This window comes from Virgibacillus halodenitrificans, assembly GCF_001878675.1.
Lineage (GTDB): Bacteria > Bacillota > Bacilli > Bacillales > Amphibacillaceae > Virgibacillus_Q > Virgibacillus_Q halodenitrificans.
The window spans coordinates 1145602-1160341 of sequence record NZ_CP017962.1; the positions used below are offsets into that span (position 1 = coordinate 1145602).

At 39.2% G+C, this 14740-nt stretch carries 17 protein-coding genes and 1 riboswitch; of the genes, 14 read left to right on the forward strand and 3 right to left on the reverse strand.

Annotated features, from left to right (window positions below):
• The first annotated feature begins 15 nt into the window (after positions 1–15).
• The 6 genes from dhaL to BME96_RS06080 all read left to right on the forward strand — a co-directional run bounded on the left by dhaL (position 16) and on the right by BME96_RS06080 (position 3317).
• The gene (gene dhaL / locus BME96_RS06055) at positions 16–636 is read left to right on the forward strand and encodes a dihydroxyacetone kinase subunit DhaL (protein ID WP_071648608.1); all 621 of its coding nucleotides are present in this window, start codon (positions 16–18) and stop codon (positions 634–636) included.
• Positions 637–642: 6 nt separating this feature from the next.
• Entirely contained in the window at positions 643–1014 is a 372-nt protein-coding gene (gene dhaM / locus BME96_RS06060) for a dihydroxyacetone kinase phosphoryl donor subunit DhaM (protein WP_071648609.1), read from the forward strand.
• 212 nt (positions 1015–1226) lie between these two features.
• Positions 1227–1793, forward strand: a complete 567-nt coding sequence (locus tag BME96_RS06065) for a DUF4256 domain-containing protein (protein ID WP_071648610.1) — start codon at positions 1227–1229, stop codon at positions 1791–1793.
• A 511-nt stretch (positions 1794–2304) separates the two neighbouring features.
• A complete protein-coding gene (locus tag BME96_RS06070; protein WP_071648611.1) occupies positions 2305–2814 on the forward strand; it encodes a hypothetical protein in 510 nt (169 codons plus the stop codon).
• Positions 2815–2875: 61 nt separating this feature from the next.
• Positions 2876–3103, forward strand: coding sequence for a hypothetical protein (locus tag BME96_RS06075; protein ID WP_071648612.1), 228 nt, complete (start codon positions 2876–2878; stop codon positions 3101–3103).
• Between the two features lie 22 nt (positions 3104–3125).
• The gene (locus BME96_RS06080) at positions 3126–3317 is read left to right on the forward strand and encodes a hypothetical protein (protein ID WP_071648613.1); all 192 of its coding nucleotides are present in this window, start codon (positions 3126–3128) and stop codon (positions 3315–3317) included.
• 373 nt (positions 3318–3690) lie between these two features.
• Here the strand turns inward: BME96_RS06080 and BME96_RS06090 are convergent, their stop codons facing one another.
• The 3 genes from BME96_RS06090 to BME96_RS06100 form a co-directional block, all read right to left on the reverse strand.
• Positions 3691–4386, reverse strand: a complete 696-nt coding sequence (locus tag BME96_RS06090) for an ABC transporter permease (RefSeq protein WP_071648615.1) — start codon at positions 4384–4386, stop codon at positions 3691–3693.
• Positions 4383–5234: an ABC transporter ATP-binding protein gene (locus tag BME96_RS06095; protein ID WP_071648616.1), complete on the reverse strand. Its 852-nt coding sequence runs from the start codon at positions 5232–5234 to the stop codon at positions 4383–4385. The genes BME96_RS06090 and BME96_RS06095 overlap by 4 nt, the downstream gene beginning before the upstream one ends.
• A gap of 164 nt (positions 5235–5398) precedes the next feature.
• Complete coding sequence (locus BME96_RS06100; RefSeq protein WP_071648617.1) at positions 5399–6346, reverse strand: response regulator transcription factor; 948 nt, start codon at positions 6344–6346, stop codon at positions 5399–5401.
• 159 nt (positions 6347–6505) lie between these two features.
• Here BME96_RS06100 and BME96_RS06105 point away from each other — a divergent pair, with 159 nt between their 5' ends.
• The 8 genes from BME96_RS06105 (at position 6506) to cobT (ending at position 14515) form a co-directional block, all read left to right on the forward strand.
• Positions 6506–7072 (forward strand): sugar O-acetyltransferase, encoded by a 567-nt coding sequence (locus BME96_RS06105; RefSeq protein ID WP_071648618.1) that lies wholly within the window; start codon positions 6506–6508, stop codon positions 7070–7072.
• 289 nt (positions 7073–7361) lie between these two features.
• A complete protein-coding gene (locus tag BME96_RS06110; RefSeq protein ID WP_019377214.1) occupies positions 7362–7667 on the forward strand; it encodes a PadR family transcriptional regulator in 306 nt (101 codons plus the stop codon).
• Positions 7668–7682: 15 nt separating this feature from the next.
• The gene (gene chrA, locus BME96_RS06115; RefSeq protein WP_071648619.1) at positions 7683–8870 is read left to right on the forward strand and encodes a chromate efflux transporter; all 1188 of its coding nucleotides are present in this window, start codon (positions 7683–7685) and stop codon (positions 8868–8870) included.
• A gap of 151 nt (positions 8871–9021) precedes the next feature.
• Positions 9022–10149 carry a radical SAM/CxCxxxxC motif protein YfkAB gene (yfkAB, locus tag BME96_RS06120; protein WP_071648620.1) on the forward strand — a complete coding sequence of 376 codons (1128 nt, stop codon included), beginning with the start codon at positions 9022–9024 and terminating at the stop codon, positions 10147–10149.
• Positions 10150–10717: 568 nt separating this feature from the next.
• A complete protein-coding gene (locus BME96_RS06130) occupies positions 10718–11971 on the forward strand; it encodes an APC family permease (RefSeq protein WP_071648621.1) in 1254 nt (417 codons plus the stop codon).
• A 66-nt stretch (positions 11972–12037) separates the two neighbouring features.
• A complete protein-coding gene (locus tag BME96_RS06135; RefSeq protein ID WP_071648622.1) occupies positions 12038–12613 on the forward strand; it encodes a bifunctional transcriptional activator/DNA repair enzyme AdaA in 576 nt (191 codons plus the stop codon).
• A complete protein-coding gene (locus tag BME96_RS06140) occupies positions 12610–13107 on the forward strand; it encodes a methylated-DNA--[protein]-cysteine S-methyltransferase (RefSeq protein WP_071648623.1) in 498 nt (165 codons plus the stop codon). Before BME96_RS06135 ends, BME96_RS06140 begins: the two co-directional genes overlap by 4 nt.
• A gap of 94 nt (positions 13108–13201) precedes the next feature.
• Positions 13202–13376, forward strand: a riboswitch (cobalamin riboswitch).
• A gap of 89 nt (positions 13377–13465) precedes the next feature.
• Entirely contained in the window at positions 13466–14515 is a 1050-nt protein-coding gene (gene cobT / locus BME96_RS06145) for a nicotinate-nucleotide--dimethylbenzimidazole phosphoribosyltransferase (protein WP_071648624.1), read from the forward strand.
• Positions 14516–14740 lie beyond the last annotated feature (225 nt).

Sequence of the window (14740 nt, forward strand, 5' to 3'; positions counted from 1 at the left end):
AGGAGAGATGCAGGCATGAACCATTTGCAAGTAAATCATGTATATCAATGGATGAAAATTACCAATAATAAAATCCAAAAAAATAAAGAAGTTCTAACCTCATTGGATCAGGCAATTGGAGATGGTGATCATGGAATTAACATGGCACGAGGATTTCAGGAGGTTATGAATAAATTAGATGCAGAGAATTATGAGCATGTGGCAGATATGCTGAAAGATATTGCTATGACGCTCATGTCCAAAGTAGGTGGGGCTGCCGGGCCGTTATATGGGACGGCATTTCTGAAAATGTCTACGCGTCTTAAAGAACAGGATGCTACGTATAAAAATTTTTCTCAAGCTATAACAGAAGCGGTAAATGGTGTGAAACAACGAGGAAAAGCAGAAATTGGTGAAAAAACGATGGTGGATGTTTGGTCGGCAGTTGCAGACCAAATGTCTAAGGAGAGTCAATTCACTGCTGAGCTTATCGTAAATACTGCGAAGAAAGCAATGGAAAGTACGAAAGAAATGATGGCAACGAAAGGGCGCGCCGCATATCTGAAGGAGAGATCTGTCGGACATATGGACCCAGGCTCTGTTTCTTCCTTCTATTTATTTGAAGCATTAGCAGAAGTAATCGCTGAGGAAGGGTGATAGGACATGGCATATGTAGGAATTGTACTTATTTCTCACAGTCCAAAAGTGGTGGAAGGCACAAAAGAGATCATTAGACAGGTCAATCAGGATGTTGCAATTGAGCTTGCTGGTGGCACAGATGATAAGGAAATTGGTACAAGTATTGATAAAATTCTTGAAGCAATTAATCATGCGGACGAAGGCAGTGGCGTCCTATTACTATACGACATTGGCAGTGCAAAAATGAATGCAGAAATAGCAATAGAAATGGCAGAGGGAAATAATATAAAAATGGCTGAAGCTCCGATAGTTGAGGGTGCATATGTTGCATCTGTAGAAGCTGGCATGGGCAAATCAATAGACGAGATAATAACCACTCTTGAGAAAAACTTTTAAGCAAGAGAGAGTATCTTTAGTCCAGAGATAGTGTGAGCTGAAGGTGGCTCACACTATTTTTAGTATTTGAGCTACTATTTTAATGTTGATCGACGGTTAGAGCTGTATGAGGAAAACTGTTGTGACAGATAAGAATTCTATAAAATGTGGTACACTAATTTTAAAAAGAAAGTTCAGCAATACTTCTACTTCATCTAAAAGGAGGAAAAGTAATGACAAGCACCAAAAAAGAATTATCAGTTGAGCAAAAGAATGAACTTTTAGTAACGTTACGAGCTCGCTTCGAAAAGCATATGGATCGCCATCCAAATCTTCAATGGGGAGATATTCAATCAAAATTAGAAACTAGTCCTGATAAATTATGGTCTCTATATGAAATGGAACAGACTGGTGGAGAGCCGGATGTCATTGGAAAAGATACAAATACAGGAGAATATCTCTTTTTTGATTGTTCGCCTGAAAGTCCTAAAGGGCGCAGAAGCATTTGTTATGACCGGGCCGCACTGGAAGCAAGGAAAAAACATAAGCCGGAAAATAGTGCAATCGATATGGCAACCGAGATGGGAATCGAAATGTTAACAGAAGAAGACTATCGAAAGTTGCAGACATTGGGCGAATTTGATAAGAAGACCTCCAGTTGGGTCCAAACACCTGCTGCAATTAGGGAAAAAGGCGGTGCAATTTTTTGCGACTATCGCTACGGTCATGTTTTCGTCTACCACAACGGCGCAGATTCCTATTATGCTGCCAGAGGTTTCCGCGGCTCATTGAAAGTTTAAAGACAGAGTGGGAAACTTTTTTCTAACCGCAAACTAGCTATATTTTGTTCACTGGGCGTTATTTTCCGAAACGGGAATTTGCAGCCCTACCAAGTTACTTGGAAGTTTATCGCTGATTAATTTATTCTCCGGCGGATAATCAAGCTCTGCAGCTGATTAATTCGCTCTCCGGCGGATAATCAAGCTCTGCAGCTGATTAATTTGTTCACTGGCGGATTAACACGCTCTGCAGCTGATTAATTCGTTCTCCGGCGGATAATCACACTCTGCAGCGGATTAATGTGCTCACCGGCGGATAATCACGTTCTGCAGCTGATTAATTCATTCTCTGGCGGATAATCTCCGCCTGCTATTAATTATTCTCATTCTACTTCGCACTTCCCTCCAACTATAAAATACCTAAATACGTTTATAACCTAACATTAGTAAAACCATAATAAAAAGTAAATTTATAGAAAATTTGGAACCAAATGCTTCTTTGCTTCGTATTAGAAACAAGGGAGCTGATAGCATGAAGGTTGGAAAACTTGTTTTATCCTTACTGATGCTTGGATTTCTTATTTTAGCAGCAGGCTGTTCAGGTGAAACTGAGACAGATGAAAATGTGAAAACAATACAAGCTGTGATAGAAAATGCCTTACATGGACCAAATGAAGATTTACAAAAATTATTTAATGAAGGCACTGCAGAAGATACCATTCAATACGATAAAGACCATTTTGTCAGTTACTTTGCAAATGAAACAGCATACATGGATTTCGTTAATAGCTATGGAGCGGTTTTGATGACTACACCGATGCGGGAAGGATACACATTTAAAGTAGAGAATATAGAATTTGATAAAACAGATTCAGAAGAACTTATTTATAATTTTACAGTTGAGCTATCCTATCAAAAAGAGGGAAATGATTCATGGCAAACGGAGACAGTGACAGGGCAAGCCAACGTAAATGAAAACCATAAAATTGAAGATATGTTAATTCGTATTGATGATTTCTTAGGAGAGTTAGATAATAAGTAATTTTTAGCTTCAGGACAGAAATCGCTTGTATATACGATAACGAGGAGGGAGGAAGCTGCTTATGTTTAAAACAGTGCTCGTTGGATTAATATCATTTTTTCTCATAAGTGGTTTGTTGATCGGGATTGGTCATCTGTTTCATATTGACATGCTTACATTTACATTTTATGAGAGTTCCTCTACAGGTTTTTGGGCAGAGGGATCCGTCATCCCATTTATAATCGGCTTAATATCATGTTATTTTATCGGCAATTATTATGAAAAAAGAAAACAAGGTGGTACGAAATAAGGACGGTTTGGAGGTTTATAATATGAACTGGCCATTATTAAAAGATAAAAAGTGGTGGATATCTTTCTTACTCACTTTGCTGTTATCCATTACAGCAATTCTGTTAGCTACTTTTGAAAATGAATTCTGGGTTTTGGCACTTATCCTTTCTTTAAGTGTATCCGCTGTAGGAGTAAAAAGAGCCACAACCTTAACATATAAAACGAGGGAGTAAGCATGTCAAAGCAGTAGAGTTATAAAGAGGTGATAGGAATAGGCATATTTTTTCAACAACAAGACCTAAAAAGCTCAAAATCAGTAATAATTCTTCAACTAATTATTGCAATAGTAACAGCCGTCCTAATGGTTATATGTATCATCAATGATTTTGCATTCATTTATATGAAATGGATTTTTTTGTTGTTAGGAATTAGTTCCGCTATTGAAGGGGTAGAAAAATATAAAATGAAAATGCCGAAAAAGGCGTTTCTGACAGACCTTGGCATAGCATGTGTTTGGTTTGTTTTAGCTTATAGTTTCATGGATTAGGTCAAAGATGAAAAACGAACAGCTGTCTCCTCTCTGGAAGGCAGCTGCTTATTTAAAAGTTAATCATCTGTAGTTGTCTTTTTGAAGCAAATGTATGCAAATATAGCTGAACCCATACTCCAAAGGGCTATGATGCCAAGAGATATCCAAGAATTATTCTCGTGAACGTGAATGGCCTGCATTAATGGAAATACACTTGCCACTTGTGATACAGCACTCTCTTTCGCAATACCAAGAGCCTCAAGCATTGGCGTGAACCCGAATAAAAACATGACGGGCATAATATAAGCTGAAGTTGAGGCGACCGATTTGGAAAATAACCCTATTCCTATGCCAAGCAATAAAAAGAAGATGAATAATAACAACAATGCGATCACATCCTTTAGATTCAGGAAGGGATCTATTCCGACGATTAAAAGAGATATAAGTAATGAGGTGAAGCTAACTAACGCCACAACAAGACTTTTGCCGACAAGAATATCGACATACGATGCTGGTGACTGAACCAGTCCACGTAATGTCTTTTTTTCATTCTCCTCAGCCATCATCGTCATCATAATACTGGAAGTAACAGCTGAATACGTTGCTCCAACAATGATATATAACATGGAAATAGGCAGTACTCCTCCATCGCTAAATCGTGTATACATCAAAGATAATACGATTGGGATGAATGGCATGGTGATTAACATCATATTTTTCATGAAATCTTTTATATCTTTTTCAAAAATGGCATGAATCCGCTGAACATTCATGAAACGAGCTCCTCTCCGGTTACTTTTAGAAAAACTTGCCCTAGTGTAGGGTGGTCTGTATGAATAGACTTTACATGACCGTTTCCAATTAATTCTTTCATTCGGTTGGCATTTTCAGGCACATTTTCAATGACCAGCCGATCGCCTTGTACTGTTTCCACATGAAAAGCGTGGGTAGAGTACTTATATCGAAGCGCGGACGGACAATCTAGCTCCTGAAGCTCTCCTTTATGCAAAAATGCAACACGATCACATAATGCAGTAGCTTCCTCCATATTGTGCGTGGTCAGAAAAATGGTTGTTCCTGCCTCGTTCAGCTTCTGCAAGCTACGATGAATATGTGCCATGTTACCAGGGTCTAACGCAGATGTTGGTTCATCCAAGAATACCAGTTCAGGCTTATGAATGAGAGCCTTCGCAAGCATAACACGCTGCTTCATCCCCTTCGATAACTTTGAGACGGTTGTTTGCCGTTCCTCAAGTAAATTAACCTCTTGCAGCATGACATCAATTTGCTTAAGCGGAACGTTATAAAGTTTACAAAATAATTTCAAATTATCATAGATAGATAGTCGCTCATATAAGGAACTATTGTCTGATAAAATGCCGATCTTGGATTTATAATCAGCAGTCGAAAAACGGCTCGCATCCGTCCCGAGCGCTGTTACTTTTCCATGCGTTTGCGTTAATTCTCCTGTTAGAATTTTAATTGTTGTTGTTTTACCTGAACCACTTGGACCGAGTAAACCAAAAATTTCTCCTTTTTCCACATGAAAACTAACATCCTTAATCGCTGTTTTTTTACCAAAACTTTTATGCAAATCACTTACTTCTATACTATTTTCCAAATGAAACCCTCCCTTACGTAACTATCCTCATCGTAAAGGAGAGGCCTGCAATAATCAGCAAAAATAAGGCGGAATGTACTGTCAGCAGGGTGAAATGTACCGGTATTTCATTGAAAAAATAAGTAGAATCAATGAAATGTACCGTGTGAAGGAGTGAATGGTACCTATCTCAGACTGAATTTTTCCTGAATATCCTGTATTTTCGTTCTTGATAAAGGGATCGTTGATTGCGATTTATTATCCATCCGAAGGGAATACGTATTTTTGGACCATGTAATAATTTCACGTACTTTTTGTAAGTTAACGATATAGGACCGGTGGCAGCGATAAAATCCATAAACCTCTAATTTCTTTTCGATTTCCGAAAGTGTACTTTCCATTGGATAAGATGCATCGTTAATGACCATCATTGCTTTTCCATCCTGACTTTCAATGTAGTCAATTTCCAACGGATCAAACAAAATCACCTTATCATCCACCTTTGCCGGGACCTTAAACAAATTGGCAATCGCCGGTGCTTGGAAGGATGTCTCATCTGGTTGAACTTCATCCTCCTCAAGCTCAATTGGATGTATCCCACTTTGCTGTAGCTTATAGCCAACATCGCCAAGCAGAAGAGCATGCTCCATATTTGCAACAAGGATAAGGACAGGGATGTGACGTTCCTTGAACTTTTCCAGCATAGTGATAAAGGTTTGGATTGTTTTAATGTCCACCCCATGTAATGGTTCACGAAAAACAGTTGGTGTTACCCCGCTCATTAAATATTTAGCAAAATAAACTCTCCGGATTTCGGAATCCGTGCATCTTTGTAGGGGTTTTTTTAGACAGTTTTGTAACTCAAATAGTACAAAGACCTCTGGTAATGGAACTTTGCAGTTAAACCATTTATGAAAAAAGCCAACATTGTCTCCAACAGTTAGTCGATGGTACAAGCCTTCCTGTTGATCGAAAACAGGAATCCTGCTTTTCGTCCGTAGAGCATCTACCAGCGCAGTCTGCATGTCATTGTCGCCATAAATGGTGGTAACCGATTCCCCATCTAGCGTGAGGTTGAAGGAGGGAAGGGAATCACTGTCTGTCATTTTTTGATTAATTGTAAAATGTGCCATGATAATCTCCTGTTCAAAAATAGTTATCTATTAAACTTAATTTAGCATACCGTTACCTACTTTAAAAGAAGATGAAGAAAATGTTGGTGGTATGCAAGTGCTCATTCACGTACAATAAGTATAAAATTAATCATTTTGATAAAAAGAGAGGGTTTCGGCATGAATAAAGAATTCGATAAAATGGTGGCCGGTAAGATGTACAATCCTGCCGATCCATTATTAACAAAAATGCGAGAGAATGCTAGAAGATTGGTTCGATTATATAATCAAACGATGGAAACAGAAATGGAAAATCGCACAAAAATCTTAAAGGAGCTACTTGGTTCCACAGGTGATAATATCTATATAGAACCTGTGGTACGCATCGATTATGGCTGTAATACCTATGTGGGTGAAAATTTTTATGCGAATTTTGATTGCATCATATTAGACTCCTGTGAAGTTCGCATAGGCGATAATTGTATGCTTGCTCCCGGGGTGCACATTTACACGGCCACACACCCAATACATGCAAACGAACGCAACTCGGGCAAAGAATATGGAAAGCCAGTAACCATTGGAAATAATGTTTGGATTGGCGGAAGAGCGATCATTAATCCAGGTGTAACGATTGGAGACAACGCCGTCATCGCTTCAGGCGCAGTGGTCACTAAAGATGTACCAGCTAATGTTGTAGCTGGTGGAAATCCAGCTAAAGTGATTAAACAGATAGAACAAAACAACTAAACAGCAACGTGGAAGGTTCATATCCAAAAAACTTCCTAACTCACTAAAACAGCTGCAAGCATGGACTTGCAGCTGTTTTCTATTGCCGATTAAATGCACCTGCGGCGTAATAAAACTTTTTACTGCTGATTCTCAGATCCTATGGCCCATACACCATCTATCTGCAATTGTTAAAAGAACGTAAAGTTTTTCTATAGATGTTGATACAAACAGAAAAAAGAGATAGAATACAAGCGTAAATCGATATCGAAATTCGAAATCAACAACAAATCAGGAAAGGAGTATCGTAGTGGATAATAAAGTATTACGAAAGCTTTTCTTAGGTTTCATTCAAATACATATTCTACATCATGCCAAGGAAGAACCCATTTATGGTTCCTGGATGCTCGAAGAACTGCATGAACACGGATATGAAATGAGTGCAGGAACACTTTATCCTATTCTCCATGGTATGGAAAAGGACGGCCTTCTGACTAAAACTGAGAAAAATGTACATGGCAAAATTAGAAAATATTATCGGGCCACAAATAAGGGTGAAGAAGTACTTGAAGAAGCAAGAGCCAAAGCATATGAATTATTTAAAGAAATTAAATAATAGGGGGAAAAGCCAATGCAAAAAAATAACCTACGTACATTATGGGGAATTTTACTAGCCTCAACAAAACTAGGCCTCACATCCTTTGGTGGTCCAGTTGCTCATTTAGCTTACTTCAAGGAAGAATATATTGATCGACGTAAGTGGTTAGATGACAGAACCTATGCAGATATTATAGCCATTTGTCAGTTTCTCCCCGGCCCCGCAAGTAGTCAGGTTGGAATATCAATCGGCATGCTGCGTGGCGGATTGCTTGGTGGACTTGTATCATGGTTTGGCTTCACGATTCCATCTGTTATCGTTTTAATTGTTTTCGCTCTACTGTACCAAACCTTCACACTAGATGATGCCAGCTTCATCCATAGCTTAAAAATTGTTGCCGCTGCTGTCGTTCTTCATGCACTCATTGGCTTAGGGAAGAAATTAACACCAGATAAAACACGACTGGCAATAGCGATCATAGCTGCAAGTATTATGCTGTTATATCCTACCGCATGGATGCAGATTTTAATTATTTTAGGTGCAGGACTTGTCGGTTTAAAATTATTTACCCATCAGGCAGGAACAAATGTACAGCCGTTTCATGTAAACATTTCTAAAAAACTCGGGTTGACTTCATTAGGTATACTAATAAGTCTACTTATTTTGTTGCCAATCCTAAATAGATTTACAGATAATCCACTTGTTACGATATTTGACACTTTCTTTCGAGTAGGTTCGCTTGTATTTGGTGGTGGGCATGTTGTGTTGCCAATGATCGAACGCGAACTGGTTCCAACAGGCTTTTTAACAGCTAATGAATTTTTAGCTGGATATGGAATGGCCCAAGCAGTTCCAGGTCCATTATTTACCTTTTCCAGTTATCTTGGAACAATGATGGAAGGTGTGTTAGGGGCTGTAGTAGCAACAATAGCAATATTTCTCCCATCCTTTTTGCTTATCATTGCAGCATTACCTTTTCTTAATGAATTGCGGAAACGTGCTAGCTTCCAAGGGATTCTTATGGGAGTCAATGCGAGTGTTGTAGGTATTTTACTAGCTGCATTTTATGATCCGGTAATCAAAAGCTCTATTTTATCTGCCTCTGATTTCGCTCTTGCTGTTATCTTATTCGGTTTATTAAATATCTGGAAAGTGCCAGCATGGCTGATTGTAATTCTCGGTGTAGTTGGGGGATACGTTTTACAGGTTATTACAATATAAAAAATCTCCTGCGTGTGCTTCATAAAGAAACAAATTCTCAATGTAAAATTCACAGGCAAATGTAATAATTCTTGCTTTAGACGTTCTTCTCAATTAGTCTGCTAAAATATAATTTGAAAAGAATATTTAACGGACCAGGAAGGAAATGCATATGCAAACAAAAGAACAACTGAGAAAAATCACACCAAGTCATGATCCGTGGGAAGCGTATATGGATGTAAAGGACTATGGGGAAATGACACTGACTAATGTGGAATTTACAACAACAACATTGTGTAACATGCGTTGTGCCCATTGTGCGGTTGGTTATACACTAAGCCAAAAAGATCCGGAGGCTCTGCCAATGGAGCTACTGGTTAAACGGTTGGATGAAGTCCCACATTTGCGTACCCTGTCTATTACGGGTGGTGAACCGATGATGTCAAAGAAATCGGTGCGAGACTATGTTGTTCCATTATTGCGATATGCCCATGAACGTGGGGTTAGCACACAAATAAACTCAAATTTAACCCTGCCTTATAGCCGGTATGAAGAAATTATTCCGTACCTTGATGTGCTACATATCTCTCACAACTGGGGGACAGAAGAAGAATTTGCCGAAGTTGGGTTTGCCCGTATGGAGCGTAAACCAACAGAGGAGAATAGAAAGAAATACTTTGCACGTATGGTGGAAAATTCGCAACGACTTGCGGCAGAAGGTATCATGGTATCAGCAGAAACAATGCTGAATAAGTCCACTTTTCCTTATTTGGAAAAGATTCACAACCATGTATTGGAGATGGGTTGTGCTCGGCACGAAATTCATCCAATGTACCCTGTAGATTTCGGTAGTGCGTTAGAAACGTTAAGCTTGAAGGAAATGCGTACAGCTATCAAGCGACTGTTGGATGTGCGAGATCCTTCTACATGGATGTTATTCGGTACGCTTCCGTTTTATCCGTGCAGCAGTGACCAGGAGGATATGGAGCTATTACAGCGGATGTACAAATCCAACAATGTAACGATACGTAATGATCCTGATGGCCGCTCTCGCTTAAATGTTAACATTTTTAATGGCGATATTATTGTGACAGATTTCGGTGATGATGATCCCGCACTTGGTAACATACAAGATACAAAACTGGAAACCGCCTATGAAAAATGGATGGAGTCTAGCACTGCGAAATCAATCAATTGTCATTGTCCAGCAGTTAAATGCTTAGGCCCCAATATTTTGGTGAAGAACACCTATTACCAAGAGACCGACTTTACAAAGAGAAAAGCAAATATTTCTATGTAAATGGTGGTAAAAAATAATACACATTATTTCTTCGAGTGTTTTGTTGCTGAATAAAAATAAAATGCCCAACCAATCCATAAGTGATTGGTTGGGCATTTTTGACAAGAAAAAAGTGTTTAAAGAGATTAATCATCATGGCAAACGCTTTGTGCCATCTTAATAAACTCGTGTGCTGCGGGACTACGCTTAATATCTCGAGCAAAGCTTATTACAATATGGCTTTTAAATGCGGGGTCAGTTAGTGGGTATAAATTATCCTTTTGACTTAATGAAACATTTTCCACAACAGATTGCGGTACAATGGTTATTCCTATGCCACTATTTGCAGCGCATTTCCCAGCCTCGTTTTTATAAGCTTATCAATATGCCACCTGCAAATTTAGACTAATCAAAACCCAAGACCATGAAAGATAACTCTCCATATAAAATCATCCTTCTGATACTACCCAATGTGATCCCATCCCTTACGCTTCTAGTTAAATTTCCTCTTGGAATTAGAACGCAAAAATGGAAAGGAATGAGGACATGAAAACTGCTATGGTAGAAAGAGAAAGGGAGGGAAGGGGTTATGGATCAACGTACTATTGGTTTACAAGAAGGAGTCGCACTATATATTGCTACAATATTAGGGTCAGGTGTTTTATTTTTGACAGGTGTGACGGCTTCTCTTGCAGGACCAGCATCGTTACTGTCATGGACAATTGTGATTTTACTTAGTTTTCCTCTGGCTTATTCATTTGCATGTCTAGCCAGGAAATACCCTGATGCTGGAGGTGCAGCAACATTTGTAAGAAAATCATTCGGATTTCATTCTGGAAATATGGTTGGCTGGTTCTATTTTGTAACTGCTGCTGTCGGACAAACGATTGTATCTTTGACAGGTGCATTTTATTTTAGTCAGGCATTTGATCTTTCTGATTTTTCGAGGGTATGGATCGCCATTTTGATCTTGGTAATTGCTGGTCTTGCCAACTATAATGGAATGAAAGTAAGCGGAAAAGTTGCATTTATATTCAGTACAGCTTTATTTCTACTACTTATTCTAACTGTTGTCGCTTCTCTTCCCTATATAGATTTAGCCCATTTTCAGCCGATAGCCCCAAATGGATGGTATTCGGTGGGAACAGCTATAACAGTCATTTTTTGGGCGTTTTTCGGATGGGAGGCTATTTGCAATCTTGCTCCTTATTTTAAACGTCCGGATAAAATCATTGTGAAAAGTACGATGATAAGTGCCGTTATTGTAGGCATTCTCTATGTGGCATTAAGTTTTGTTACTGTCGCTACACATACGTATGGAAGTCTTCAACATAATCTCTCGCCAATTGGCGTGTTGATGGGAGAAACTATCGGAGTGGAGGCACAGCTTATTACAGCTGTGGTGGCAGTCCTCATTTGTATTGGAACCTCTAATGCATTTGTAGCAAGTTTGACTCAATTGGGGTATTCGTTAAGCAGAGATGGGGCGTTTCCAAAGATATTGTCTGTCGTGCATGCTCGTACCCAAGTGCCAAGAAGAATGGTTGCCTTTGTGATATTATTTGCTATAGGAGGCGTGTTGATGACGGAGGTTTTGAACATAACGTTTCAGGACCTGCTCTTTATTCCTACTTCACTTGGAATTTTTGTTTATATTTTTTCTATGGCAGCTGGCGTAAAACTCCTTACAAATCGCAGCCTTGCTTGGTGGTCTTCTTTATTATCACTTCTTCTATGTATAGGTGTGCTGCCGTTCTTTGAGTTGTTCATTTTTGTTCCGGTGATTGTTATTGTTTTTTATGCATTGTATATGACTTATAGGAAAGCAGTAAATCAAAGCTAAAAAGTGTGTGAATCGCTAGCGTTTTACAAGACCAAACTTGCACAATTCAGAGGAGGGGATACGCCTATGAAAGCTGCACTGACGAAAGCTCATATGTGGAAAGCAGCAGTTGCTTGTGATCATAAATATGACGGTGAATTTTTCTATGCAGTAAAAACAACAGGTATCTTTTGTCGGCCATCATGCAAATCAAAGACTCCAAATTATGAAAATATATGCTTCTTTCCTAATGCAGAAGAAGCTAGAAAAGAAGGCTTCCGCCCATGTAAAAGGTGTCGGCCTGATTTGCTGGAGAATACATATGATCCACATCTGGAAATTATAGAAGATACCAAGAAGTATTTACAAGAGAACTATGCCAGTAACATAACGATAGCCCAGCTAGCGATGCATGTTGGTGTTAGTCAATACTATTTAAGTCGGACGTTTAAAGAAAAGACAGGCTACACACCACAGATGTACCTCTCCACCCTCAGAATACAAAAAGCCCAGGAATTATTAGTAACTACGAAAGAAAATAGTACCGAAATTTGTTTTCAAGTCGGATATCAGAATTTCTCCAGCTTCTACAAGCAATTTAAAAAGATATGTGGCTGTTCCCCAAGATGTTTTAGAACGGAAAAAGGGAGGAAGGGCAATTGAAAAGAATTTATTGGAGCAATAGGACATATGAAAGCTGGACCTTGTATCTTGCAGCTACTGAAAATGGCCTTTGCTATGTTGGCTTTAATGTTCAAGGATTAGTGGATTGGGTGAAAGCAAAATTGCCAGCATATCAAATAGAACAAAGAGATGAGGAAATTCAACCATATGCCAAAGAGCTTGAAGAATATCTTAAAGGAGAAAGGACCTTTTTTACATTTGCTTCCGATATGCATGGAACCAAATTCCAATTAGCTGTTTGGAGGGAAATAAGAAACATCACCTATGGACAAACAAAAACCTATTCCGAGATTGCAAATCAGCTCCAAAAGCCAACAGCTATTCGTGCAACTGCAGCTGCGATAGGTGCAAACCCGCTACTATTTGTTGTTCCTTGTCATCGGGTTATTGGTAAAAACGGACAATTGACTGGATATAGAGGAGGACTAGAACGAAAGAGGCAATTAGTACTAATGGAGAGTCGGCAGGACTAGGGTAGCAGGCAGCCGTAATCTTTAACCATGGTCTTATATATCTTTTGTACCTTTACTTCATCCATTGACTCTATTATAATTTGAACTAATAGAATAGTGAATGAGAGCAGTAGGTGCCTATATGGGAGAATAGGGAATGAAGTGAGAATCTTCAGCGGACCCGCCACTGTGAAGGGGGTTCTATTAGAAATACCACTGGAAGTTATTCTGGGAAGGTTAATAGAACGACACCCCTGAGCCAGGAGACCTGCCTTTTGCTTCCAGTTATAGATGATGGAAAAGTCTGTAGTTTATTTGTACATGGAATAAACTGCAGGCTTTTTTATTTTTGATTATAAACCAAAAAGGAGAATTGAAAATGCAATTATTACAGAAAACAATTGATAGAATTGAGAGTTTAGATAAGGAATTGATGGCTAGGGCAAGAGTGAGAGTGGATAACTTGATAAAGCCAATAAACAGTCTTGGGAAGCTGGAAGAACTAGCTGTACAATTAGTTGGGATTACAAGAAATTTAAATCCTGTGTTGGATCAAAAAGCAATAATCATAATGGCCGCAGATCATGGAGTTTACGAAGAAGGAATTTCCAGCAATCCACAAGAAGTAACCTTAGCCCAAACCTTACTATTTCCGAAAAGTGTAACAGGAGTGTGTGTTATAGGAAGGACTGCTGGAGCAAAAATAGTTCCAGTGGATATTGGTGTGAACGGAGTAATTCCAGATGATGCTGGGGTAATGAAAAGAAAAATAAAAAATGGGACGGCTAATATGACAAAAGGGCCTGCTATGACTAGGGAAGAAGCCATTAAGTCAATAGAGGTAGGAATTGAGATGGTTAACAAGGAAGTTGAAAAAGGAATAACTGTGATTGGAACGGGTGAGATGGGCATTGGTAATACTACTCCCAGTACCGCAATATTATCTGTTTTAGGAAATTATGCCCCTCAAGTTATAACTGGTAGAGGAGCTGGCGTTGGTGAGGGTGGTATCGCACACAAAGTGGAAATAATCGAAAAAGCGATTGCAGTAAACCAGCCAAACCCGCAAGATCCCTTGGATGTACTATCAAAGGTAGGTGGATTGGAGATTGGCGGCATGGCAGGCGTGATGCTTGGAGCAGCTGCGAATCAGATCCCAGTAGTCGTGGACGGCTATATCTCAACAGTTGCTGCTATCCTTGCAGCTTCTATAGAGCCTAAAGCAAAGGAATACTTTATCGCCTCACATGCTTCTGCAGAAACAGGTGGACAGATGGCAAGCGAATTTTTGGGGCTTAAACCAATGTTGTACATGGATATGTGTCTTGGAGAAGGTTCTGGGGCAGCTTTATCATTCCCTATTTTAGATGCTGCAGTCAGTATGCTGAAAAATATGGCTACATTTGTTGACGTCGGAATGGAGATATAAATCACATTGAAATAAGTATGTCACCATTAGTTTAGTTTACAATAATCAGGCATGTGGTATAATAAGGATAGAAAAACATAACATAGTAAAAACCGCTCCATGCTGTCACATGGAACGGTTCCAATAGACCAACCCCGACAAGAGGGGAAGGCGCATTAGGGTCAAATAACCCCTCAGCAATGGGCTTGCACATTGAGGGGTTATTTTTTATTCTCGGACATAATA